Below are 23,932 nucleotides of genomic sequence, written 5' to 3' on the forward strand. Positions count from 1 at the left end.
ACACTGTCGTAACACGGGGTTTTGGTGGGTGCTGAGTACCTTTGTGCTCCCATCCGCTCGTGCTTTTTCCTCACTTTTTCTCTTCATTATGAAGTTACTGTACTTACGACAGGCGTTTGTGCTGGTCACCCTCCTACTGATGGCCCACCTGGGCTGGAGCCAGGGCGCTACTACGGCTGCCATGAGCGGCACCATCACCGACAGCAAGGGCCAGGCCCTCCCCGGAGCCACGGTTATTGCCGTGCACACGCCCACCAACACCCAGTACGTGGCCCCGACCAACTCCGACGGCCGCTTCAGCATTCAGAACATGCGGGTAGGCGGGCCCTACACCGTGAAAGTAACCTTCGTGGGCTTTCAGGATTTCAACCGCACGGGTGTCAACCTAACGTTGTCGGAGAACTTCCGCCTCGACGTGAAGCTGAGTGATGCTTCGACCCAGCTGAGCGAAGTGACCGTGACCGGCCGCCAGAACCCGGTTATCAACGCCGACCGCACCGGAGCCGCCACCACCATTCAGCGGCAGGTGATTGAGCAGCTGCCGACCATCAACCGCTCGTTTGCTGACTACACCCGCCTCACGCCCCAGGCCAGCGGCAGCGGCGGCTTTGGGGGCCGCGATGGCCGCCTCAATAACGTGACCATCGACGGGGCACTGTTTAACAACGCCTTCGGCCTGGCGGGCACCATTGGCGGGCAGGCCAACGCCCAGCCGATTTCGCTCGACGCCATCGACCAGATTCAGGTGAGCATCGCGCCTTACGACGTGCGCCAAGGCTCGTTTACGGGCGCGAATGTGAACGCCGTAACCCGCTCGGGTACCAACAAGGTATCGGCTTCGGTGTATGGCTTTTACCGCGACCAGAAGTACGTGGGCAAGCAGATTGCCGACGTGAACAACCCGGTACCGACCTTCAACCTGAAAAACTTCGGCTTTCGCGTGGGTGGCCCCATTATCAAGGATAAGCTGTTCTTCTTCCTGAACGCCGAGCGCGAGCTGCGCACTGACCCGCCCACGGGCAACTACACGGCCTCCGGCCCTGGCAACCCGGCCAATGGCCAAACGGTATCGCAAGCATCGGCGCAGGACCTGACTACGCTCAACAGCTTTTTGATGAGCAACTACAACTACAGCCCCGGTGCCTACCAGGGCTACTCACTGGCCTCAAACAGCGACAAGATTACGGCCAAGATTGACTGGAACATCAGCTCGAACCACCGTTTCAACATCAAGTACAACTACTTGAAGTCGTACCGCGATGTGCCACCCAGCGGCTCGGGCTCCATCAGCAACCGCTCGCAGACGATATACGGCCTACCCTACTTCGGCTCATACTACCGCATCAACAACAACCTCAACTCGTTTATCGCGGAGTTGAACAGCACGTTTGGGGCGAAATTCTCCAATAACATGACCGCGGGCTACTTGGCCAACCGCGACACCCGCGAGGCCGGCGGCGGCGGCGCTATTCCGCTGTTTCCGCTGGTGGACATCGGCAACGCCTCGGGCCTGAGCGCGCCGGGCACGCGGGTTACGGCCCCACAGACGCTCACTTCATTTGGCTACGAGCCCTTCTCGGCCTTTAATATTCTGAAAACCGATACGTACCAGTTTGGCGACAACTTCACAGCCTTCCTGGGCGAGCACAACGTGACGGTAGGTACCTACAACGAGCTGTATAAGTTTACTAACGGCTTCGCGCCGCAGTACTACGGCGCGTTCGTGTATAACTCGCTGCAAGATTTCTACGCCTCGGCCGCCACCACAGCCGCGCCCTACGGCTACGACTACACCAGCGGTGGCCAGCCTACCCCCCGCACCCAGACTGAGGGCCTGAACTCGGCCCAGCGCTACCAGCTGCGCTACTCGGCTCTGGCCGATGGCTCGTTCCCGTTCGCCGTGACCAACGCCGCCCAGATTGGTTTGTACGTGCAGGATGAGTGGTCGCCGGCCAGCAACTTCAAGCTGACCTACGGCATCCGCGGCGACCTGCCCATCATCTACTCCACCATTCAGCAGAACACCGCGCTAGCTAACCTCACCAATTTCCGCGATGGGATTCGACTTAATACCAGCCAAGAGCCGAAGCGCACGGTGCTGTTTTCGCCCCGCGTGGGCTTTAACTGGGACGTGAACAACGACCGCAAAACGCAGCTGCGCGGCGGCACGGGCATCTTCACCGGCCGTGTACCCTACGTGTACCTCTCGAATCAGGCCAGCAACAACGGCGTGCAGTTTGGCTCGATTGACGTGCAGGGTACGGCCGCCGCGCCGTACACCTTTAGCGGCGATGTGAATAAGTACCGCACCCAGCTGGCAGCGGGCGGGGCTAACACCTCGTACAACATTGCCGTCACGGGCCGCGACTTCAAATTTCCGCAGGTGTGGCGCTCGAACCTGGCCGTGGACCATGAGCTACCCGGCGGCATCGTGGCTACCCTCGAAGCCTTGTACAGCAAGGACGTGAATGCGGTGTATTTCCAGAATGTAGACCTGCCGAACTCCACGCAGCGCGCGGCCGGCCCGGATAACCGCCCGATTTTTTACACTGCCAACGGCACGGGTGGCGTTAATGCCTCGCCCTACTACCGCATCTACGGGCAAACGCCCGACGGCAAGGCCACGGCCGCCACGGTAACCAACCCGGCCATTACGGATGCCATCCTGCTCACCAATACCAATAAGGGCTACTCGTACAGCTTCACGGCCCAGTTGCAGAAAACCTTTAATAACGGCTTCTACGCGATGGCGGCCTACACCTACTCCGATGCCCGCTCGGTAAACGACGGCGGTACCATCGCGCAGTCGAGCTGGTCGGGCCGGCCCGTTTCGGGTGACCCTAACGCCAACGTGCTGAGCTACTCCTCCTACCTGGTGTCGAACCGCGTAATTGGCTCGGTCTCGTACCGCTTCAACTACATCGGGCACCTGGGCACTACCCTCTCGATGTTCTACAACGGGCAGCCCAACGGCCGCTACTCATATACCTACGGCGGTGACATGAACGGCGACGGCGTAACCGGCAACGACCTGATGTACATCCCTAAAACGACCGGCCCTGACCAGATTCAGCTGGTGGACCGGGTGTTTTTCAATAACACGGCCAACAAGTTTATCTACACCGCTGCCCAGCAGGCCGCTGACCTGGAAAAATACATCCAGGCCGACCCCTACCTGCGTGCCCACCGCGGCCAATACGCCGAGCGCAACGGGGCCCAGCTGCCCTGGCAGCATGAGGTAGACGTGCGGGTGCTGCAAGACATTTTCACCAACATCGGCGAGAATCGCAACGCCTTGCAGTTCAGCATCGACATCTTCAACGTGGGCAACCTGATTAACCGCAACTGGGGTGCGGGGCAGTTCCAGTACACGTCCCAGCCGCTGGCCTTCGCGGGCTACAATGCGCAGGGTGCCCCCACGTTCCAGTTTCAGTACGTAGGCAACCCCACGGTAGGAGCCAACGGGGTAACCAGCCCGCAGCTGCTGACCACCCCCTTCCGCGCCGATGTAACGACCCTGACCTCGCGCTGGCAGGCGCAGATTGGCCTGCGCTACCTCTTCAACTAAACCTCGGCTCCGGCCCGGTACCCAGCACAAGCGGGGGTAGGAAGCAATTCCTACCCCCGCTTTTTTATGCTGCTAAGGGATGAATTTTATTATTTGATGAATCCACTTGCTAGCTGAATAAGTTGGAAACGGAGATATACGCATTTCGATGGTGGGTAACTCTCCATATACCTGCTTGCTACCCCTAGCATGTATTGGTGTATGATGAATGAACATCAACGATAGTTAAATGAAGATTTGGTGAGAAAGTGGAGTTTTGCGTCCGGGTACCGCGTAACTTTGCGGCGTATTGGCGTCCATGAGCCTTTTCACTTTTTTTCATTTTATGAGAAGTTTACGTTTACGACACGTTTCCCTACTGCTTTTGCTGCTGCTGACCGCGCAGTTGAGTTGGGGTCAGGGTGCCACTACGGCCGCCATTAACGGCATCGTCACGGACGAGAAGGGCGAGCCACTGCCGGGCGCTACGGTGCTGGCCATTCACACCCCAACCGGCACGCAGTATGGGGTAGGCACCAACGCCGACGGCCGCTACAACATCCAGGGGATGCGCGTGGGCGGGCCCTACACCGTGAAAGTATCCTTTGTGGGCTACCAGGATGGTACCCGCGCCAATATTGTGCTGTCGCTGAACGCTAACCTGCGCCTGGACTTCCCGCTTAGCACGTCCAGCACCGAGCTCGGCAACGTGGTGGTAACCGGCCGCCCCGACCCCACCATCAACGCCGGCCGCACCGGCGCGGCCACCAACGTGAGCCGCGACCAGATTATGGAGCTGCCCACCCTGAGCCGCAGCCTCACGGACTTCACCCGCCTCACGCCGCAGGCGGGTGGCGGCGGCAGCTCGTCGTTTGGCGGGGCCAACAACCGCTACAACAATATCACCATTGACGGGGCCGTAAACAACGACGTGTTTGGCCTGGCCGGCTCGGGTACGCCCGGCGGGCAGGCCAATACCAACCCTATCGCCCTCGATGCCATCGACCAGATTCAGGTGGTGCTCGCGCCCTACGACGTGACGCTGGGCAGCTTTACCGGGGCCGGCGTGAACGCCGTAACCCGCTCGGGCACCAATGACTTTTCGGCCTCCATCTACGGCTTTGGGCGCAACCAGAACTCGGCCGGCAAGAGCGTGAACGAGCCCCGTACCAAGCTCGATGAGTTCTATAACTACCAGACCGGCTTCCGGGTGGGCGGCCCCTTAGTGAAGGATAAGGTATTCTTCTTCCTCAACGGGGAGATTGCCCGCGTAAGCGCGCCGCTCGGCTTCCAGCCCGGCACGCCCGACTCAAAAATTGCCGTGGCTGACTTGCAGCGCATTGCCACGGCCGCCAACACGGCTACCTACGGCAACTACGACGTGGGCGGCTACGGCAGCTTCAATCGCCGCACCCAGAGCAATAAGATTTTTGCCCGTCTCGACTTCAACCTCTCGGAAAATAATACCCTGTCGCTGCGCCACAACTACGTGAAGGCGTTTGATGACAACCTCACGCGCACCAGCAACAACTTCCGCTTCGGCAATAATATCTATCAGTTCGATAACCTCACCAACAGTACGGTAGCTGAGTTGAATTCGCGCTTCGCGGGTGGCTTCTCTAATAAGCTGATTCTGACTTATACCGCCATCCGCGATGCCCGTGCCGTGGCGGGGGCGGCCGGCCCGGCCTACCAGATTCAGGACAACGGCATTACCTACAGCCTAGGTCAGGAGCGTAGCTCGGTGGGCAACCAGCTCGACCAGGACATTGGGGAGGTTACCGATAACCTGACCAAAGCCTACGGCAAGCACACTATCACGCTGGGCACCCACAACGAAGGCTACAAGTTCCGCAACCTGTTTCTGAACAATGCGGCCGGCTACTATACTTTTTCGTCCATTGCCAACTTCGAGCAGGGTAGGGCGTCGGGCGTGCAGCAGAGCTACCCCACCGCCAACGGCGGCGAGGCCCGCTTCAAGGCCGCCCAGCTGGGCTTCTACGTGCAGGATGAATACACGCCCGTGGAAAACCTGCGCCTGACGCTAGGGATGCGCATTGACATTCCGGTATTTTTCGACAAGCCCGGTGCGAACGAGGGGGTAGCCGCTCAGTTTGGCAGCCAGTACCGCACCAGCAACACCCCCAACGGCCAGGTGCTGTACTCGCCCCGCCTGGGCTTCAACTGGGACGTGAACAACGATTCGAAAGTGCAGCTGCGTGGGGGCACGGGCATCTTCACCGGCCGCGTGCCCTTCGTGTGGCTGTCGAACAGCTACACCAACAGCGGGCTGATTCAGGGCGGGGTAAGCCAAAGCTCGAACACGGCCTTCCTGCCGCGCATCGAGCTGGACCCCACCAAAATCTCGGGGGCCTACAGCAACACGACCCAAACGCAGATTAACCTGGTGCGCAATGATTTCAAGCTGCCGCAGGTGTGGCGCTCGAATCTGGCCGTGGACTTCCGCCTGCCCGGCGACGTGGTGGCCACCCTGGAGGGTATCTACTCCAAGACGGTCAACGATATCTACTACAAGGACATAAACCTGGTGGCGCCCACCGGCCGCCTGGCCGGCCCCGACCAGCGCCCGGTGTACCCGTCGTCATCGTCGGCCCGCCGCGTCAACAACAACTACACCAACGTGTACCTGCTGGATAACACCAGCAAGGGCTACCGCTACAACGCCACTTTCCAGCTGCAAAAGCGCTTCGTGGGCGGCCTGAACTCGACCGTAGCCTATACCTACGGCGTGGCCAAGGAAATCAACAGTGGCAGCAGCAGCACGGCTTCGTCGAACTTCGGCTTCAACCAGGTGGCCTACGACCCCAACAACCCCGAGCTAGGCTACTCGCGCAACGACCAGCGCCACCGCGTCATCGCCAGCACGGGCTATACCTTCACCTACGCTGGCGGCGCAATGGCCACCACCTTCACCGCCTTCTACGAGGGCTTGTCGGGCCAGCCCCTCACTTACATCTACGGCCAGACCCGCGACCTGAACAACGACGGCAACAACAGCAACGACCTGCTCTACATTCCGACCGATGTGCGCGACCCCAGCCAGATTCGCCTGGTAGCGAGCGAGGGCCGGGACCTGGCCACGGTGCAAAACCAGCTCGATGCCTACATCAACAACGACCCCTACCTGCGCACGCACCGCGGCCAGGTAGCCGAGCGCTTTGCCGCCCGCCTGCCCTGGACCCACGAGCTTGATATCCGCGTGGCGCAGGACTTCAACTTCACGGCGGGGGGTAAGAAAAATACCCTCCAGATTACGTTCGACATCTTCAATCTCGGCAACCTGCTCAACAAGAACTGGGGCAACCAATACGTAGTATTGAATAATGCCGTGGAGCTGCTGAAGGCGGAGAGTACCGGTCCCAACCAGCAGCCGACGTTCTCATTTCCGGCTTCGTTTGCCACCACCAACCGCTCGTACGACTTCTCGAACCTGGGCTCGCGCTGGCAGGGGCAGCTGGGCGTGCGCTACAGCTTCAACTAAGCCCCGGCCTGCCGGGTACTAAAAGGGCGGGGAGCTTTCCCCGCCCTTTTTTTGGCCTTGATTTTGCGGCACTTGCGAAGAATATTGGCCCCAACGCTTGCGCAAGCCAATTGCCGCCGTACTTTTGCAGAACCAACGCGCGACCGGCACGCTAGTAATACTACCAAACGGGGGATTAGCTCAGCTGGCTAGAGCGCTTGCATGGCATGCAAGAGGTCATCGGTTCGACTCCGATATTCTCCACTCCCGTTTTCTTTGAAAGCGTCCGCAGGCCCTGGCTTGCGGACGCTTTCGGCGTTTGGGGGGGTAGGGGCCGCGCTAGTCTTCATCCGGCGTTTAAGCTAGCGGGTGAACTTTGCTTCATCTTCACCTTTCTAAACCCGTTTCGCATGACTACCCTTCGTACCCGTGCCTGGTGGCTGGGGCTGCTCGCCGCCGTAGCTACCACCACCACCGCCGCGGCGCAGCAAGCGCCGGCCACCACTGCCCCCGCTGCCGCTTCCCCAATGCCCAACGCGAGCCGCGCGCTCGTGTACAAGGCCGCGCCGCCCGAGCAGCGCGCCGCTAAGATGAGCCAGGAGCTGGCCCGGCAGCTGGGCCTCGACGCCGCCACTACGGCTAAGGTGCAGGCCGCTGCCCTCATCCGCGACCAGCAGATTGATGCCATCCAGAACGGCAGCACCAGCAACAAAGACAAGAATACCGCCCTGGTGGCCAATGCCCAGACCTTCAAGGCGGCGCTGCAAGGCATTCTGACGCCCGCGCAGTTCGCGCAGTATTCAGCCCACGGCGGCAAGCACGGGGGTAGCAAAAAAGCGGCCTCGCCCCAAGCCGCCGCGACGCCCGCGCAATAAGTTATTAAATCAAGCGGGGGGTAGGGAACGCCAGGCGCGCCCTACCCCCCGCTTTTTAAAAGATGAGTACCAGCGTGCCGCCGATGATGAGCAGCGCGCCCAGCGCCGCCTTCAGGGTGAGGGTTTCGCCCAGAAAGACTACCGATAGCACGATAGCCAGCGCCACGCTCAGCTTGTCCACCGGAGCCACCTGCGACACCTTGCCCAGCTGCAAAGCCCGGAAGTAACATAGCCACGACAGCCCCGTGGCGATGCCCGACAGCACTAGAAACAACCAGGTGCGCGGCTGAAGCGTGAAAATATCGGCCGGGTTATCCTTGAAAAACACGATGCCCCACGCCACCACCAGAATCACGACCGTGCGAATGGCCGTCGCCAAATCGGAACTAACCCCTTTAATGCCGACCTTGGCCAGCACCGCCGTGAGGGCCGCAAATACGGCCGAGGCCAGGGCGTAGGTCCACCACATGGTCAGTGAGCAGTTATCAGTGAGTAGTTATCAATTCGTCGGTCCTTGCCTGAGGCGCAACGTGCTCGCAAGGACGGATGGTTTTCTGTTGAAAACCTGAATTAGCCTACCCCTGACAGAACTGGCAGGTGCCGGAGAGCAGGAAATCGCGGCGCTGGGCCTCGAAGCCGCCGGGCAGTTGCACGGCCGGAATGGCCACCTGGCTCAGGCAGTACGTGTGCTGGCACACGCCGCACTTGAAGTGCACGTGGTTATCAAAATGCGCCTCGGCCGAGCACTCGATGGAGCAGGCGGCGTAGCGCAGCACGTCGGTATCGTCGATAACGCGGTGGATAAGCCCCTGCTGCTCAAAGCTTTTGAGGGTACGGTAGAGGGTGATGCGGTCCACATCAGTCCCGATTTCCTGCTCAATCTCGGCCCCGGTGAGGGCGTAGCCTTTGCCGGAAACGGCTTTGAGGACGGCCCGGCGCACGGGCGTCTGGCGCAGGCCGTGGCGCACCAGCGTCTGGGTGAGGCGGTCGGGGGGGGTAGGGAGGGTAGCAGCGGATGCCATAGGCCAAACTTACGAGAGCGGGAGGGAGTGGGCGGTACGCTGACGGGCCGGCGGCCGGGCGCGTACCTTTGCAGGGCCTGCGCCGCTCCCGGCGCGGCCCGCCCCACCTCTAACCAAACTTGTGGTCGAAACGTTAGCTCGCCGGGTTTTTACTGCGCTTAGCCGGCGGCCGGGGTGGGTAGTGGTGCTCACGCTGGCGCTGGCCCTGCCGGCCCTGCTGCTGCACCTGGGCTGGCAGCCGCTGCTGGTCGATGAGCCCATCCGGGCGCTGGTGGCGCTGGAAATGCACTTTTCGAGCCGCTTCTTTTCGCCCACCCTGCAAGGCTTTCCTTATTATAACAAGCCGCCGCTGTTCAATTGGCTGCTGGTGGCGCTGTTTCGCCTCACCGGGCGCGAGGACGAGTTTATTCTGCGCTTGCCCACCATCGCGGCGCTGCTGCTCTACACCACCGCCATGTGGCGGGTGCTGCGGCCCCAACTGGGTAGCCGCCTGGCGTTTACGGTGGCGCTGGCCTTTGCTACCACCGGCCGGGTGCTGTTTTACGATTCCTTTCTGGGGCTGATTGACCTCTGGCACGCGGGACTGACGTGGCTGGCCTTCATGGCCGTGTGGTACTTGGGGCAGCGCGGGCAGTGGGCGCGCATGTTCGTGCTCACCTACGCCCTCACGGCGGCCGGCTTTCTACTGAAAGGGCTGCCCTCGGTGGTTTTTCAGGGTATTGCGCTGCTCGTGTACTGCCTCGATACCCGGCAGTGGCGGCGCTTGTTCAGCTGGCAGCACGCGCTGGGGGTAGGGGTGCTGCTGAGCATCTTGGGAGTATATTTTTTCCTCTACAGCCGCCACAATTCCCTCGAAGTAGCGCTGGAAACCCTCTGGTCGCAGTCGAGTCAGCGCACGGTGGCCGCGCAGCCCCTGGCCGATTCGGTGCAGTACGTGCTGCTGTTTCCGTTTGATTTCATCAAGCACTTTTTGCCCTGGACGCTGCTGGCCTTTGGCCTGCTGGCGCGCGGGGCGCGGCGCTGGGTGCTGGGGCAGCCGTTTTTGCGCTACAACGCGCTGCTGTTTCTGGCGGTGCTGCCAGTGTACTGGCTCTCGCCGGCCACCATTCCGCGCTACCTCTTCATGCTGGTGCCGCTGGGCCTCACGGTCATTATTCCGCTGTATAAGGAGCTGGCGCGCACCGCCCGCTGGCCGGTGCGCTGGCTCGATGCCGCGCTGCTGGGCCTGCTGGTAATCAGCACCTTGGCTTTGCTGCTGCCACCGGGGCTGCGGGCGTTGGCGGCGCGCGGGGGGGTAGGGCCGGGGCCGCTGGCCATATTGCGCGGCGTGCCCGATGCCTGGCCGCTCAGCCTGGGGCTGTTCGCGGTGCTGGCGCTAGGCGCGTATTTATTTTGGAAATTAATTGATTACCGCCTGCTGGTGCTGGGCTACTACCTGTTGGTGCTGCGGCTGGCGTTTGATATTTTCATCTTCCCGGCCCGGATGGCCACTTCGCCCGAAGTGCCCTACCGCACCGCCGCCATCCGCATTGGCCGCGAAACCAGGGGTAGGCCGCTGCTGCTGCTGCCCGGCACCGCCCTCGACAACGTGGAGGCGTTCTACATCGCCCGCGAGCGCGGCCAAACGCTGCGCACCAGTGCCCACCCGCCCCACCCTGATACCCTCTACCTGACCGACGACTACGCCCTCGGCAGCCGCCGCTTCCGCCTCCTTGATACCATGCGCGTTGACCGCGGCATCCGGTTCCGGCTGGTGCAGGTTTATTGAGTTCAGCATGACCGTCCTTCTTGACTCTCAACTCTTAACTCAGAATCCCCATGCCTACCCCCCCCTGGCGGCGCTACGCGGCCCTGCTACTCAAGCTGGCCTTCATGGCCGGGGCGCTGTGGCTGGTGGCGCGCCACCTGGATTTGCCGGCGCTGGGGCGCACTCTGCGGCAGGCGCGGCCGGGCTGGCTGGCGCTGGCGGCGGCGCTGTTCACGCTTTCCAAGCTGATTTCGTCGGTGCGGCTGAACACGTTTTTTCGCACCGTAGACATTCAGCTTACCGAGCGCTACAACCTGCGGCTGTACTGGCTGGGTATGTTTTACAACCTGTTTTTACCGGGCGGCGTGGGCGGCGACGGCTACAAGGTGTACCTGCTGGGCAAGGAATATCCGGGGCGGCGGGGGCTGATTTTTCGCGCCCTGCTGCTCGACCGGCTCAGCGGAATGCTGGCGCTGCTGGTGCTGCTGCTGGCGCTGCTAGCCGCCGTGCCGCCCGCCGAGCTGCGCCCGGCCGGCGCGCTGGCCCTACCCCCCTGGTGGCGGGCGGTGCCGCTGGCGTTGGTGCCGCTGGGCCTGGGCCTAAGCTACGCGCTGGGCCTCGGGCTGTTCCGGGAGTTTCGGCGGGCCTTCGGGCGCACTTCGTGGGAGGCGCTGGGCGTGCAGGGCGCGCAGGTACTATGCGCTTGGGCGCTGCTGGCGGCCCTAGGTGCGGCCGATGGGCCGGTGCTGCCCTACCTGTTGGTGTTTCTGGCCTCCAGCATTGCGGCGGTGCTACCGCTCACGGTGGGTGGCTTGGGAGCCAGGGAGTTAACGTTTTTGTACGGGGCGAAACTATTTGCGCTCAGCGTGCCGGTGGCGGTGAGCGTGAGCGTGCTTTTCTACGTGATTACGGCGGCGGTGTCGCTGGTGGGCGCGGGGGTGAAGGCGGAGCGGGAGCGCTAGCGCCGCAAAGCGGCCGCCGCGGCGGGTAGGGGGCAGCCCGGCTACTTGTTTCGGCAGGTTGCCCCCGCCTGTTGATGCACAGAACTGTGCGGTTACGGTAAAGCCTTTTGCACCACGTAGGTACCTAGCTGCGTGCCCATTAGCTGGCCCTTCGTGGAGGAGTCGCGGAAGTGGTAGCCAGCGTACACCCGCGAGAGGGCGTTCTCGTCGCTGGCTTGGCTGAAGCTGGTGTAGCTGCGGGTTTTACCCGCGTTATTGGTGATGGAGAACGTGGCGGCATCGGCACCGAAAAAGTCTTTGAGCACGGCGGCGGCGGCGGCCCCGGCCGTGGCGTGGCCCGAGGGATAGTCAGAATCGGGCGGGTTGGGGAAGGCGAAGGGCAGCCAGGCCGCATCGGGCGTGGTATCGGGGTTGCCGTCGGCGGCCGCCTGCCGAATGGCCGTGATGGGCCGCCAGTGCATATAGAAAGACTTGGCGTCGCCCACAGCCACGTAGGTATCGGCCAGAGACATTTGCAGCAGGGCCAGCAGGCGCACGGTGGCGTAGGTATCGGCGTTTTGGGCGGTCAGCATGGCGCGGGCCACGCGGTTCCACTGCAAGCCCGAGTTATCGAGCCAAAACAGCGCGATGGCCGATTGGTCGGCCGTGCGCACGGTGCTGGTAGCCCCACCAATGCTTTTCACCTCGTTAAAATTGGTCGTGTAGTCAGCCGAGGTCAGCGCCGGGGGCGGCACGGGGCGAAACTGATTTGCCGCGCTCAGCACGAAAGGCTTCACGTTTTTCCAGCCGTCCAGGGCGTAGTAGCCATTGAAGGGCGGCCCATCGAAAGGCGGCGTATACTGGTAGCTGCCGGGGGTAGGGCTGATAATAATCGGGATTTGGGCGTTGTCCGACCCGTCGTTCGCCCGATTCGCCAGCATGGCCTTAGCCGCCGCCTGGCCCAGGGCCACGCCCTTGGTTTTGGCATCGCTGGCGGCGATTTTGCCCAGCATTGCCTGGTAGAGCGAGTCGGCATACGCCTGCTCGGTAGGCAGCACCGCCACCAGCGCATCGTGGGCGGCGGCGCACACGGCCGCATCGGGCGAGGCATCGGGCACCAAGGTGCCATGCAGGGCGTAGGGCGCGTTTTTCTGCTGAATATTATTCAGTGCGTCGTACATGGCCAGGCTCACGATGGCGTAGGCCCGTGCCTCTATGTGGGGCAGTACGAAGAAGCCGATAGTGGGGTTGGTCATGCGCGTGACGGCCACGGTACTGGCTTGGTTCCAGGCCAGTACCGTGGCGCGCCCCGCCGTGGGGTCGGCCGCCTCCACGGTCGTTTTCTGGCACGAAGCGGCCAGCAGTACGCACCCGAGTAGCGCGGCCCCGCGCTGCGCGAGCAGCCGGAGGAGGGAAGTTGTTTTCATGGGGTAAGAGATTAAAAAGAAAGTGATTACAAAAAACAGGCGCGTTGAAAAAGAGTCCGCTTGCTCGCACGTTGCCTCCCTCTGGCAAGCGAACCCTTTCTCAGTGCGCTGGCTGGCCCGGCCGGCCAGCTGATGGCTTTACCGGTGCGCCAGAGGGAGGCGGACCAGGGGGAGGTTGTCGCGGCTGAGCACGACGAATACCCGCTGCCCGGCCTGCGCCTGCGCCGCCAGCTTGCCGTACAGCGTTTGCGCGCGAAACTCCCGAATGGCGTCTTTAAACTCCTCGATAGTTGGGCTGCTCACGCCAGCCGCCGGAGCGGCCGGGTTGAACCACGCCGCTGGGGCTTCCCACCACTTGCCCCCGGCGGGGCAGTACCGGCGGTAGGCGGCTGCCAGCTCCGCCTGGTTATGGATAACCTCGTCCGTGCCGGGCAGGAAAAAAGCACTATTCGCCAGAAGCGCCCGCATTGCCTTCTTTGTCAGCGCTTTTGAAGCACCCGTGCGCGCCCGAAACTTCTGCGTTTCGCGCAGCAGGCACAACAGCTTCAGGCGCTCGGGGGCGAGTCGGGTTTGCAGGTAGGCATACTCGGCCACCGGGTCGTCGAGCCGCTCGGTGGGCACCTGATGCTCCTGAGCCAGGAAGCGCACGTAGCTCGCCTCGCCCTGGCGGCTGATGGTGGCCGTTTCGGTGCTGTCAACTGCCCCTTCGGCACTCTCAAAAAAGACGACCGTGGGCCGGGCCGTCTCGAAAGCCTGCCGGAGCCGCGCAAATTGCTCGTGCTGGCAATCGTGCGAGCACACCGTGCCGAAGTACGTGATGCTGCCGCCCCCGGCTACCAGTTGAGTGCTGGGTATTACCCCCGGCGAAGGAGGTGGTAGGGCGCGAGTAATGCCCGACTGTGGGCTGCCGACAGCAGTAGCAAATACCTGGGCCCCAGCGGCAACGGGGAGCAGCAAGGCGGCTCCCAAAATAAACAAAGCGGTTTTCATAGCTCAGCAAAAAGAGGATGGGAAGGTTGTTTTATAGCTTGTAGGAGGGTAGGAGCGCAGGCAGCCAGGCGGCCTGGCCTGAGCGCCATTCAGCGCACGGCGTACAGCCGCGTCTCACGGTGGTCGTGGCCGAGCTGCTGCGTGAGCCAGGCCGTGGCCTGGGCGGCGTGCGTGGGGTCGTGCAGCGCCAGTTGCAGCGCCTGAGAGAGCTGGCGGCCGGTGCGCTGGCGGCAGCGGCGCGAGCCTTTGCCCAGGTCGAGGCACAGCCGCGGCAGCCGCTCTTCGTACACGAGTTGGTCGTGGCCGTCGTAGAAGCGCACGATGGTGTAGTCGTGCGTCGTGCGGTTGATTTCCAGGTTCCAGTAGCCCGGCAGGTCGGAGGCGGGGGCGGCCTGGGCGTGGCCGGCCTGGGCCGTTAAAAAAAGCAGTGCCCAAACGGCTAGGCGGAAGAAGAAGCAGGTTTTCATAAGCTAGCGTAGGGAGAAGAGAAAAGGGAAGTAGCGGGCGGGCGGCGGCCCAACGGGCGGGGGGCGGGTTTTCATAGCTTGATAAGTAGTTGAAAACGAAGGCGTTTTAACCACCGCAAAGGAAGAAGGTGCCGCGCCGGCCGGCATTTGCGGGGGTTGCAAATGCGAGTGCGGTCGTGACGCGGGCCTTTGCGGAGGTTGCAAATGCGTTTGCCAGCGTGCCAAGCGCCGCGTTTGCGGGCTGAGCGGGGGGTAGGGCAGAAATAAACGGTACCTTCGGCCAGCCTATTTGCTTAGCTAGCAGCTCGATGGCGGAGCTGGATGTGGCGGGTGGGTCGTATCTTCAGGAGTGCCTTACGGTCAGGCATATCCGGGCACCTTTCTATGAAAACCTCCGGCTTCCTTTGCCTGCTCCTGGGGTGCTGCCTGCTATTGGCCGGCCCGGCGGCTGGGGCCGTAGGCGGCAGCCGGCCGGCGCTTGCGTCGGCCTCGCCTGACAGCGCCTTGCTACATCTCACGGCTACCCAGGTAAGCTCCGCAGCCATGCAGCGCCTCGATGCCCGCGTGCGCTGGCGCTACCGGCCGGGCCAGCCACCGGGCTGGGCCAGCCCCACCACCCCTGACCAGGGCTGGCTGCTGGCCGACCCCGATTTCCTGGTAGGCCAGGAGCCGCCCGGCTGGCGCGGCACGGGCTGCTTCCGGCTGCGCTTCACCCTCGATTCGACTTTGCTGGGCCAGGCGCTGGGCCTAGTTATTATGCAGCAAGGGGCTTCGGAAATTTACCTCGACGGGCAGCTGCTGGGAGGCTATGGCACCCTGGGCACCTCGGCCCAAACGACGCGGGGCTTTAATCCGCGCTACCGCACCCTGCCCTTTATGTTGCGCACGGCCGGTCCGCACCTGCTGGCCGTACGCTACGCGCGGTTTGGGGCGTGGCCGCTGCCCTACGGTGGCCTGACCCTGCGCGTAGGCCCGGCTAGCCGCCTGCTAACTGGCCAGGTGCTGCTGATGCGCGCCTACTCGCTGCATTTAATAGTCGTCACCGGTACGGGGCTGTTGGCGCTGCTGCACTTCTTTTTGTTCCTATTTTACCGGCCGCTGCGAGTCAACCTCTACTTTAGCCTCTACGCGAGCGTGCTTATGAGCACCGCCCTGGTCGTGTATTTCCGCGGCACGGAGATGGATGTGGGCCTGCTGTGGGGACTTCAGCTGGGCTTCGTGGTGGCGCAGTCCGTTAATACGGTGCTGCTGCTGGCTTTCCTGTACTCGGTTTGCGAGGGGCGGCTGCCCTGGCGCTGGCTGGGCCTACTGGGGCTGCTGCGGCTGGTGCAAGCGGCCCTGTGGCTGGCGCACCCCACGGGCCAGGCCGATGAGTGGCCCCGGCACCCGCTGCTGCTAGCGGCCTTTCTGCTACCCTGGCTCAACATGCTGTGGGTGCTGAGCCGCGCCCTGCGGCGGCGGCAGCCCGGCATTGGGCTGGTGGCGCTGGGGGTGGTGGCCACCATTTTGGTGCAGGTGTTTGCTTCCTACGATGTCTTTCACGTGTGGCATTCTGCGTACTCGCTGGCCCAGATGCTCGTTATTCAGCTGGGCTTCCTGATGCTGCCCATCTGCATGTCGGTGTACCTGGCCCGCGACTTTGCCATCACCCGCCGCCACCTGGAAGTGCAGCTGCGGCAAGTGGAGCAGCTTTCGGCCCAAACCCTAACCCAGGAAACTGAGCGCCGCCGGCTGGTGAGCGCCCAAAATGAGCGCCTGGAAGCCACCGTGCAGGCCCGTACCGAGGAAATCAGCCACCAAAACCTCGTGCTGGCTACTCAGCGCGACGAGCTGACTGCCCAGGCCGAGCGCCTGCGCACCCTGGACCAGGAAAAAACGCGCTTCTTTACCAACATCACCCACGAGTTTCGCACCCCGCTCACGCTCATGCTCGGGCCCGCCGCCCAAATCGCGGCCGATACCCACGAGCCGGCTACCCGCCAGCAAGCCGCCCTGGTGCAGCGCAATGCCCAGCGCCTGCTGCACCTCATCAACCAGCTGCTCGACCTGAGCCGCCTCGAAGCCGGCCAGCAGCCGCTACATCCCGCGCCCGGCGAGGTCGTAGGCTTCGTGCGCGGGCTGGTGGGCTCGTTCGAGTCGCTGGCCCAGCAGCGCGGCATTGGCTACTCGTTTGCTACCGACCACCCTACCCTGCTCGTGGCGTTTGATGCCGACCAGCTGGAAAAAGTGGTGCTTAACCTGCTCTCCAATGCCTTTAAGTTTACGCCCAGCGCGGGCGAAGTAGCCGTGCGCCTGCACTGGGCGGCCGAAGCTGACTCGCCGGCTCAACTAGAGCTAACGGTGCGCGACACCGGCTGCGGCATCGCGGCGGCCCAGCTGCCGCACGTCTTCGACCGCTTTTACCAGGCCGATGCCTCCGACACCCGCGAGCACGAAGGCTCCGGCATCGGCCTGGCCCTCACCAAAGAATTGGTGGAGCTGCACGGCGGCACCATCGTGCTGCACAGCGAACCGGGGAGGGGCACCACCGCCATCGTGCGCCTGCCGCTGGCCCTGGCTGAGGCGGGGCCGGCAGTGCCGGCTCCACCGGCTGTAGCTGAAATAACCGCGGAGAAAATTTTTACCGACGCCCCGCTGCCCACCGCCGACGCGGAAGCGCCCTGCGTGCTGGTCATCGAGGACAATGCCGACATGCGGGCCTACCTGCGTACCGTGCTCGCGGCCGACTACCAATTGCTGGAAGCCCCCAACGGCGAAGCCGGCCTGGCCCTGGCCCGCGAGCACCTGCCCGACCTGGTGCTGAGCGATGCCATGATGCCCCGCCTCGACGGCTACGGCGTGTGCCGCGCCCTCAAGCTCGATGAGCGCACCAGCCACATTCCGCTGGTGCTGCTCACCGCTAAGGCCGACCTGCCCAGCCGCCTCCAGGGCCTGGATACGGGGGCCGATGCCTACCTCACCAAGCCTTTCCGGCGCGAGGAGCTGCTGGCCCAGCTGCGCAACCTCGTGCTGGGCCGCCAGCAGCTGCAAGCCGCCTACCGCCGCAGCCTGGCCGAGCCTGCTCCCCCGCGCCCACCCACGATGGAGGAAGCCTTCCTGGCGCGGGTGCGGCAGGCCGTGGAGGCCGCCCTCGATGATGAAACCCTGGGCGTGGAAACCCTGAGCCACGAACTGGCCCTGAGCCGTACCCAGCTGCACCGCAAGCTCAAGGCCCTCACCGGTCAGGCCCCCGGCGACTTCATCCGCCTCGTGCGCCTCAACCGGGCCCACGCGCTGCTGGCCGGCGGCACAACTACCGTGGCCGAGGCCGCCTACCAGGTGGGCTACGGCAACCCGGCCAATTTCTCCACCAGCTTCTCGCGCCACTTCGGCTATGCCCCCAGCGAAACCCGCCGCCGGGTGGGTGTTAAGTAGTTCAGACCAGTAGTACCCGCTTCTGCGTGGTTACACAAACGGTGTCGCTGGTTGATGCGGTTGTAAAGGTGGAGCGCATGCATTAAGCCAGCAGCCACTATTTATAGTTTATATTGTGCTGACTATCAAACGTTAAGTTCAATGTAAATACTTCCTCACCTGCCCTAAAGCTAAAATATAAGGACCCTGCGCGTAGTGCGGCAAAGGCCTGCCGTGCCGTAGCTGTAGCACTGCTTCCTCTTCCCGGCGCTTGCTATAGCGGGACCAGCGCACAATGCTGAGTACCATAGTGCCTATACCGATACCGATTAGCGGACCCCCCAGCACCTTACTTACCGTCCGGTCACTACCTAAGGCGCTAACGCCGAATATACCTTCGTAAAGCCCTATAGACACCCCAAGAGGACTGCTATATCGGTTGTGGCGAAATACCTGCCGTAACACGGCTACGCTGTCAATACGAAGGGTAGCCGCTGACCCAATAGCACCCGGCTGCCCTGGTGAAGTAGTTTGGGCTCCGGCTGGGCAAATAGTAAGCAATGCCAGCAGGCCGAGTAGTGAAATAGTTTTCATCGCGTGGCTGGTAAGAAGGTTGAGCAGCAAGGCAATGGCCGTTTGCTACGCTGCTTTAAACATAGCTGTTCCGCCATGAATAAAGCATGAGTAGTTTGCCGCGTTGCTAACCTTTCTACACCGCCGCGTAACTCACCATTTCTCCACCCAACTCGCGCAGCAGCTCCCGCGCCTCGCCGCCGCGCCAGAACTCGTATTCCGGCACCCGCATCAGCGGCGAGCCGGGGCGCTCGTTCAGGCCGGGGTGGCTCATGAACTCCACCACCTCGGCCTGCCGGAACGCGGCCCCTACCCCCCGCCGGAAGCTCGACGCGCTGGCCGGCTCGGTCGAAAACGTGCTCACCAGCGCGCCCGGCGTGGCCAGGCCGCGCAGGGCCGGGCGGCTGCTGAGCGCGAAGGCTTGCAGCACCAGCCCGCGGCCGTCGAGCCGGCCGGCGGCCGTGAGGCGGCGCACCCGGCGCACGCCCAGCTCGCGCAAGATGCTCAGCAGCGCCGGCCCCAGCAGCGGATACTGGTGCAGGTGCTGGTGGCTGTCGGCGTGCGAGGGGGGTAGGCCGGCGGCGGCCAGGCGGTGCAGCTGGGCGGCTATTTCGGTCTTCAAGTCCGCCCGCCGCACCTGGCCGCGCAGGTAGCGCTGCCACAGCTGGCTGGATGAATAAAACTGCCCGTCTTTATCCACCAAGGAGGGTACGGCCGCGGCGGCGCTTAGCGGCTGGCCGGCGTTCAGGGTCAGGTGCAGGCCCACGGAGAGGGTAGGGGAGGCCAGCTTTTGCAGCGCGCGCAGGTCGGCATCGTGGGCGAAGTTGGCCATCACGGTGGTGCTGCTCACCTGCCCGGCCGCGCCCAGCTCCAGAATGGCCTGGGTGGCAGGCGCGTCCCAGCCAAAGTCGTCGCAGTTGATGATGAGCTTTTTCTGCATGATGAAAGTAGCGTCCTTGCCGCGCTCCATTTCGTTGCGCTCGCAAGGACAAACGCTTTGGTATGCCCTACCCCCCTGACGTAGCCAAATGCCGCACCACGTATGGCTTGCGCGAGCGCCGCGAGTAGTAGTTATACATCCCGATTTCGGCCAGCACGCCGAAGCAGAGCAGGAAAATGCCGGCCATGAGCAGGAACAGGCTGAAGATAAATTCGAGGGGGTAGCGGGCTTCGATATTGAGCCCGAAGAATACCGAGCGGATGAGAAACTGCCCCGCCAGCACGCCGCCCGTCAGCAAACTCAGCAGGCCCGCCAGGCCAAACAGCCGGAACGGCTTGCGCCCGTGCACGATGAAAAAACGCAGGATAAACAGGTCCAGAATGACGTAGAAGAGCTTGCTAATCTTGTAGTTGCTCTGCCCAAACTGCCGCTCGTGAATCTCAATCGGAAACTCGCAGTAGCGCAGGTTTTTGCGGGCTACCAGCGCGCCCAGAAAGCGGTGGGCATCGCCGAGCATCTCGGCGTTTTTGACCAAATAGCTGCGGTAGGCTTTGTAAGTAGCCCCAAAATAGCGCAGCTGCACCCCCGACAAGCGCCGGATGATGCCGTGCGCCGTGGTGGCCAGCGCCGTGGCAATGGGGCCTTCGGGGCGCTTGGCTTTGGCCCCGCCCACCATGTCGTAGCCCTCGTTGATGAGGCTGATAAACTGCGGGATGTAGGCCGGGTCGTGCTGCAAGTCGCCGTCCATGGCGATGATGACCTCGCCGCGGGCCTGGGCGAAGCCGGCGCGCAGGCTCAGCGTCTGGCCGTAGTTGCCGGCCAGGTCGATGGCTACCAGGTGGCTGTCGTGGGTAGCCAGCTCGCGCAGCAGCTGCCAGCTGCTGTCGGTGCTGCCATCGTTGACCAGAATAAGCTCGTAGTCGTAGCCGTGCTCTTGCATCACGGCCGCCACCCGGCGCACGAGCTGGGCCACGGTATCTACCTCATTATATACCGGCGCGACGACCGAGATGAGGCCGGCGAAGGCGGTATTGGCGGTGGGCGTGGCGAGGGCGAGCATGGGCAGGAGGCGAAACCACAAAGGTACTGGCGCGGGCGCGGGGGGTAGGGAGGCGAAAGAAACGAATAAGCTCGACCGGTGAATGATTCCGCACCAACCCCGGTTAAGCCAGTCGTAACTTTGATGTATGCAATACCTGGAGGGCCGCCGCTACGTAGTACTGGCGATTTTTACGCTGGTCGGGCTGCTGTTTGCCAGCCGGCTCTTCTACCTGCAAGTGCTGGACGACTCGTACAAGACGGCTGCCGACCGCAATACCTTGCAGCGGCAGGTGCAGGTGCCCTACCGGGGCGTCATCTACGACCGCCATGATTCGCTGCTGGTGTCCAACACGCCCGTCTACGACCTCATGGTGGTGCCCCGCGAGGTGAAGCACCTCGATTCGGCCCGGTTTTGCGAGGTAATGCAGATGCCCATCGAGGACCTGCGCCTGGGCCTGAGCGCCGCCAGGGCGTACTCGCGGGTGCGGCCCTCGCCCATGATGCAAAACCTGAGCACGCCCGAGCTGGCGGCTATTAATGACCACCTGATTAGCTTTCCGGGCTTCCGGGTGCAGGTGCGGCTGGCCCGCGCCTACCGCACCCAAAACCTGGCCCACGCCCTGGGCTACGTGGGCCCCATCACGCCTAAGCTGCTCGAAGCGCCCAAGTACGCCCACTACACCCCTGGCGAAAACGTGGGCATTGCGGGCCTGGAATCGTTTTATGAGCCCATCCTGATGGGCCAGCGCGGGGTGAAATATCGGCTGGTGAACGTGCGCGGCATCGACAAAGGCCCGTTTCGGGGCGGCGAGTTCGACACGCTTTCGCAGGCCGGGCGGGACTTGCACCTCAGTATTGACTCGGAATTGCAAGCCTACGGCGAGAAGCTGCTGGCCGGCCGGCGCGGCTCCATTGTGGCCGTAGACCCCAAGACGGGCGAAATCCTGTGCTTCGTATCGGCCCCGCACTTCGCGCCCCAGATGCTGACCGGCAAGGGCATGGGCAACCGCTACATGGACCTGCTGCGCAATCCCGAGCGCCCGCTCTTCGACCGCCCCCTGATGGCGACCTACCCCCCCGGCTCGGTCTTTAAGTTGGTGAACGAGCTGGTAGCCATGCAGTTGGGCGTAGTGAGCCCGAGCACGGGCTTTCCGTGTAACCAGGACCTAGTCCACTGCACTCACCGCCACGAGTACCCCAGCAATGTCACCATCGCCATCAAGCAGAGCTGCAACCCGTATTTCTACCAAGTAATGCGGGCGGCGGTGCTGCGCGGGCAGTCGCGCAACGCCTTCGAGGACGCCCGGCTGGGCCTGGGCCAGTGGCAGAAAATGGTAAAATCCTTCGGGCTGGGCGAAAAGCTGGGGGTAGACCTGGGCCACGAGAAGCGCGGCCTCATCCCCTCGCCCGAATACTACGATAAGCTCCGGGGCTACCACCACTGGAACTTCAAGACGGTGTACTCGCTCAGCATTGGGCAGGGCGAAATCGGCATCACGGGCCTGCAAATGGCCAATGTGCTAGCTACCATTGCCAATCGGGGCTACTACTACGCGCCGCATTTTGTGCGTAGCATCGGCAACAGCGGCCAGCCGCTGCCCGAGTTTCGGCAGCGCCACTATACGGCCGTAGACACGGCGCTCTTCAAGTATATTATTCCGGGAATGCAGCAGGTGGTGGACGGCCGCGGCGGCACCGGCAGCTTCGCCAGCCTGGCCCAGTATGGCATTTCGGTGGCCGGCAAAACCGGTACCGTGCAGAACCCGCACGGCCTCGACCACTCCACCTTCGCCGCCTTTGCCCCGGCCAATAATCCCAGAATCGCCATCGTCGTTTTTATCGAAAACATGGGCTTTGGCGGCACCTTCGCCGCCCCTACCGCCGGCCTGATGATGGAGAAGTACCTGCGCGGCAAAGTGGCCCCCGGCCGCAAGCGCTGGGAAGACTGGGTGATGTATGGCCGCCCCCTGGCCGGGCATCATTGAGGAAAGTTGCGCAAAGGCGTTCGTCATAGCAATCGCACCCGAACGAGTCGTGCGGATGTCGTTCGGGTGCGATGCGCGTTGCTCGTAATTATAACTGGGTGAAAGGGCCGGCATAAAAACCCCTGGTCGTTCCGACCTTTGCGGGAGTTTTCTGCCCGCATGTCGCCCCCTACCCCCCGCTCTTCCCGCAACCTCGACTGGCCGCTGCTGCTGCTCTACCTGGTGCTGGTGGGCCTGGGCTGGGTGGCGGTGTATGCGGCCAGCTATTCGCCCGAGGCCCCGGCCCACCCATTTTCCGCGCTCAGCTTTTCGGAGCTGATGGCCTTCAACTGGTTCAAGCAGCTCATCTGGATGGGCACGGCCGTGCTACTCATCGTGGTGCTGCTAGTGGTTGATTATAAGGCGTATGATGCGCTGGCCTACCCCCTCTACGGTGGCATGATAGTGCTGCTGCTGATTACGCTCGTCGTGGCGCGGCCCATTGCGGGCTCGCGCTCGTGGCTGGAGTTTGGGCCGGTGCGCCTGCAGCCGGCCGAATTTGCTAAGTTCACCACGGCGTTGGCAGCCTCGCGCTTTATGGCCGGCATCAACCTGCGCAACCAGAACTGGCGCGACCAGGCCGTGCTGGCCGGCCTCACGCTGCTGCCGGTGCTGCTGATTCTGGCCTCTAACGAGACGGGGCAGGCACTGGTGTTCGGGGCGTTGCTGCTGGCGTATTTCCGCGAGGGTATGTCGCCGATTATTCTGCTGCTGCTGGCGGCGGGCGGTATCATTCTGCTGCTGGCGCTGCTGGTGCCCAAGCTGTGGCTGGTGGGCGGCTTCACGGTGGTGCTGGGAGTCGCGTTTCTGCTCAATTCGCGGTTGTGGCGGCACCACTTGCCGCTGAGCCTCGGGGCCTGGGCGCTGGTGATTGGGATGGTATTCGGGGTTGACTTTTTCTTCAATAAGGTGTTGCAGCCCCACCAGCGGCAGCGCATCGAAATGCTTATTGACCCTGGCAAAGACCCGCTGGGCAAGGGCTGGAACGTGACGCAGAGCAAAATCGCGCTCGGCTCGGGCGGCTGGCTGGGCAAAGGCTTCCTGCAAGGCACCCAAACCAAGTTCGACTTCGTGCCCGAGCAGAGCACCGACTTCATCTTCTGCACCGTGGGCGAGGAGTGGGGCTGGACGGGCTGCCTGGTCATTATCGGCCTCTACCTCACGCTTTTGTGGCGCATCCTGCTGGTGGCCGAGCGCCAAAAATCCGTATTCGGCCGCACCTACGGCTACTGCGCGGCCAGCATCCTATTCGTGCACTTTACCGTGAACCTGGGCATGACGATGGGCCTGATGCCGGTGGTAGGCATTCCGCTGCCCTTTTTCAGCTACGGGGGCTCCTCGCTATGGTCATTCACGATACTGGTTTTCACCCTATTGGCGCTGGATGCCCACCGCAAGCAGGACTTGGTGCGGTAGCGGGCGGCGAGGTGGTGAAATGGTGAGTAGGTGGATAAGCTCGGTTTG

The 23,932-nt window shown here is 62.9% G+C and carries 15 protein-coding genes and 1 tRNA gene; 9 read left to right on the forward strand and 7 right to left on the reverse strand.

The features are described from left to right. Positions 1–88: 88 nt before the first annotated feature. The 4 genes from LC531_RS01455 (at position 89) to LC531_RS01470 (ending at position 7,903) form a co-directional block, all read left to right on the forward strand. The gene (locus LC531_RS01455; protein ID WP_223648551.1) at positions 89–3,568 is read left to right on the forward strand and encodes a carboxypeptidase-like regulatory domain-containing protein; all 3,480 of its coding nucleotides are present in this window, start codon (positions 89–91) and stop codon (positions 3,566–3,568) included. 364 nt (positions 3,569–3,932) lie between these two features. Continuing rightward, positions 3,933–7,049, forward strand: coding sequence for a TonB-dependent receptor (locus tag LC531_RS01460; RefSeq protein ID WP_223648552.1), 3,117 nt, complete (start codon positions 3,933–3,935; stop codon positions 7,047–7,049). 169 nt (positions 7,050–7,218) lie between these two features. Continuing rightward, positions 7,219–7,292, forward strand: a tRNA-Ala gene (locus tag LC531_RS01465). 146 nt (positions 7,293–7,438) lie between these two features. Next, a complete protein-coding gene (locus LC531_RS01470) occupies positions 7,439–7,903 on the forward strand; it encodes a hypothetical protein (RefSeq protein ID WP_223648553.1) in 465 nt (154 codons plus the stop codon). A 55-nt stretch (positions 7,904–7,958) separates the two neighbouring features. Here the strand turns inward: LC531_RS01470 and LC531_RS01475 are convergent, their stop codons facing one another. Both LC531_RS01475 and LC531_RS01480 read right to left on the reverse strand, forming a co-directional pair. Beyond that, positions 7,959–8,372, reverse strand: coding sequence for an EamA family transporter (locus LC531_RS01475; protein WP_223648554.1), 414 nt, complete (start codon positions 8,370–8,372; stop codon positions 7,959–7,961). Positions 8,373–8,478: 106 nt separating this feature from the next. Beyond that, a complete protein-coding gene (locus LC531_RS01480) occupies positions 8,479–8,925 on the reverse strand; it encodes a Fur family transcriptional regulator (protein WP_223648555.1) in 447 nt (148 codons plus the stop codon). A gap of 121 nt (positions 8,926–9,046) precedes the next feature. On the opposite strand from LC531_RS01480, the gene LC531_RS01485 reads away from it, so the two are divergent. Further along, positions 9,047–10,693, forward strand: coding sequence for an ArnT family glycosyltransferase (locus LC531_RS01485; RefSeq protein ID WP_223648556.1), 1,647 nt, complete (start codon positions 9,047–9,049; stop codon positions 10,691–10,693). A gap of 50 nt (positions 10,694–10,743) precedes the next feature. Next, positions 10,744–11,634, forward strand: a complete 891-nt coding sequence (locus LC531_RS01490) for a lysylphosphatidylglycerol synthase transmembrane domain-containing protein (protein ID WP_223648557.1) — start codon at positions 10,744–10,746, stop codon at positions 11,632–11,634. Positions 11,635–11,726: 92 nt separating this feature from the next. Here LC531_RS01490 and LC531_RS01495 read toward each other — a convergent pair whose 3' ends face one another. From LC531_RS01495 to LC531_RS01505, 3 genes are all read right to left on the reverse strand, one after another. Beyond that, positions 11,727–13,040 (reverse strand): vanadium-dependent haloperoxidase, encoded by a 1,314-nt coding sequence (locus LC531_RS01495; protein ID WP_223648558.1) that lies wholly within the window; start codon positions 13,038–13,040, stop codon positions 11,727–11,729. Between the two features lie 138 nt (positions 13,041–13,178). Further along, entirely contained in the window at positions 13,179–14,030 is an 852-nt protein-coding gene (locus tag LC531_RS01500; protein WP_223648559.1) for a hypothetical protein, read from the reverse strand. Positions 14,031–14,119: 89 nt separating this feature from the next. Further along, a complete protein-coding gene (locus tag LC531_RS01505) occupies positions 14,120–14,497 on the reverse strand; it encodes a hypothetical protein (RefSeq protein WP_223648560.1) in 378 nt (125 codons plus the stop codon). Between the two features lie 384 nt (positions 14,498–14,881). Here LC531_RS01505 and LC531_RS01510 point away from each other — a divergent pair, with 384 nt between their 5' ends. Next, positions 14,882–17,911: an ATP-binding protein gene (locus tag LC531_RS01510; protein ID WP_223648561.1), complete on the forward strand. Its 3,030-nt coding sequence runs from the start codon at positions 14,882–14,884 to the stop codon at positions 17,909–17,911. Between the two features lie 688 nt (positions 17,912–18,599). On the opposite strand, the gene LC531_RS01515 is transcribed toward LC531_RS01510, so the two are convergent. Continuing rightward, positions 18,600–19,403, reverse strand: a complete 804-nt coding sequence (locus LC531_RS01515) for a carbohydrate deacetylase (protein ID WP_223648562.1) — start codon at positions 19,401–19,403, stop codon at positions 18,600–18,602. Positions 19,404–19,470: 67 nt separating this feature from the next. Beyond that, complete coding sequence (locus LC531_RS01520) at positions 19,471–20,463, reverse strand: glycosyltransferase family 2 protein (RefSeq protein WP_223648563.1); 993 nt, start codon at positions 20,461–20,463, stop codon at positions 19,471–19,473. A gap of 127 nt (positions 20,464–20,590) precedes the next feature. Here LC531_RS01520 and LC531_RS01525 point away from each other — a divergent pair, with 127 nt between their 5' ends. Together LC531_RS01525 and rodA are read left to right on the forward strand one after the other, a co-directional pair. After that, positions 20,591–22,429 (forward strand): penicillin-binding transpeptidase domain-containing protein, encoded by a 1,839-nt coding sequence (locus LC531_RS01525; protein ID WP_223648564.1) that lies wholly within the window; start codon positions 20,591–20,593, stop codon positions 22,427–22,429. A gap of 159 nt (positions 22,430–22,588) precedes the next feature. After that, entirely contained in the window at positions 22,589–23,884 is a 1,296-nt protein-coding gene (gene rodA, locus LC531_RS01530; protein WP_223648565.1) for a rod shape-determining protein RodA, read from the forward strand. Positions 23,885–23,932 lie beyond the last annotated feature (48 nt).

This window comes from Hymenobacter psoromatis (assembly GCF_020012125.1).
Classification (GTDB): domain Bacteria; phylum Bacteroidota; class Bacteroidia; order Cytophagales; family Hymenobacteraceae; genus Hymenobacter; species Hymenobacter psoromatis.

What these genes read in the sequence shown, in the direction of transcription:
- LC531_RS01490 (WP_223648557.1), top strand. Translation starts at nt 10,744, where the DNA reads ATGCCTACCCCCCCCTGGCGGCGCTACGCGGCCCTGCTACTCAAGCTG.
- LC531_RS01525 (WP_223648564.1), top strand. Translation starts at nt 20,591, where the DNA reads ATGCAATACCTGGAGGGCCGCCGCTACGTAGTACTGGCGATTTTTACG.
- LC531_RS01470 (WP_223648553.1), top strand. Translation starts at nt 7,439, where the DNA reads ATGACTACCCTTCGTACCCGTGCCTGGTGGCTGGGGCTGCTCGCCGCC.
- LC531_RS01480 (WP_223648555.1), bottom strand. Translation starts at nt 8,925, where the DNA reads ATGGCATCCGCTGCTACCCTCCCTACCCCCCCCGACCGCCTCACCCAG.
- LC531_RS01515 (WP_223648562.1), bottom strand. Translation starts at nt 19,403, where the DNA reads ATGCAGAAAAAGCTCATCATCAACTGCGACGACTTTGGCTGGGACGCG.
- LC531_RS01510 (WP_223648561.1), top strand. Translation starts at nt 14,882, where the DNA reads ATGAAAACCTCCGGCTTCCTTTGCCTGCTCCTGGGGTGCTGCCTGCTA.
- LC531_RS01505 (WP_223648560.1), bottom strand. Translation starts at nt 14,497, where the DNA reads ATGAAAACCTGCTTCTTCTTCCGCCTAGCCGTTTGGGCACTGCTTTTT.
- rodA (WP_223648565.1), top strand. Translation starts at nt 22,589, where the DNA reads ATGTCGCCCCCTACCCCCCGCTCTTCCCGCAACCTCGACTGGCCGCTG.
- LC531_RS01455 (WP_223648551.1), top strand. Translation starts at nt 89, where the DNA reads ATGAAGTTACTGTACTTACGACAGGCGTTTGTGCTGGTCACCCTCCTA.
- LC531_RS01520 (WP_223648563.1), bottom strand. Translation starts at nt 20,463, where the DNA reads ATGCTCGCCCTCGCCACGCCCACCGCCAATACCGCCTTCGCCGGCCTC.
- LC531_RS01500 (WP_223648559.1), bottom strand. Translation starts at nt 14,030, where the DNA reads ATGAAAACCGCTTTGTTTATTTTGGGAGCCGCCTTGCTGCTCCCCGTT.
- LC531_RS01495 (WP_223648558.1), bottom strand. Translation starts at nt 13,040, where the DNA reads ATGAAAACAACTTCCCTCCTCCGGCTGCTCGCGCAGCGCGGGGCCGCG.
- LC531_RS01475 (WP_223648554.1), bottom strand. Translation starts at nt 8,372, where the DNA reads ATGTGGTGGACCTACGCCCTGGCCTCGGCCGTATTTGCGGCCCTCACG.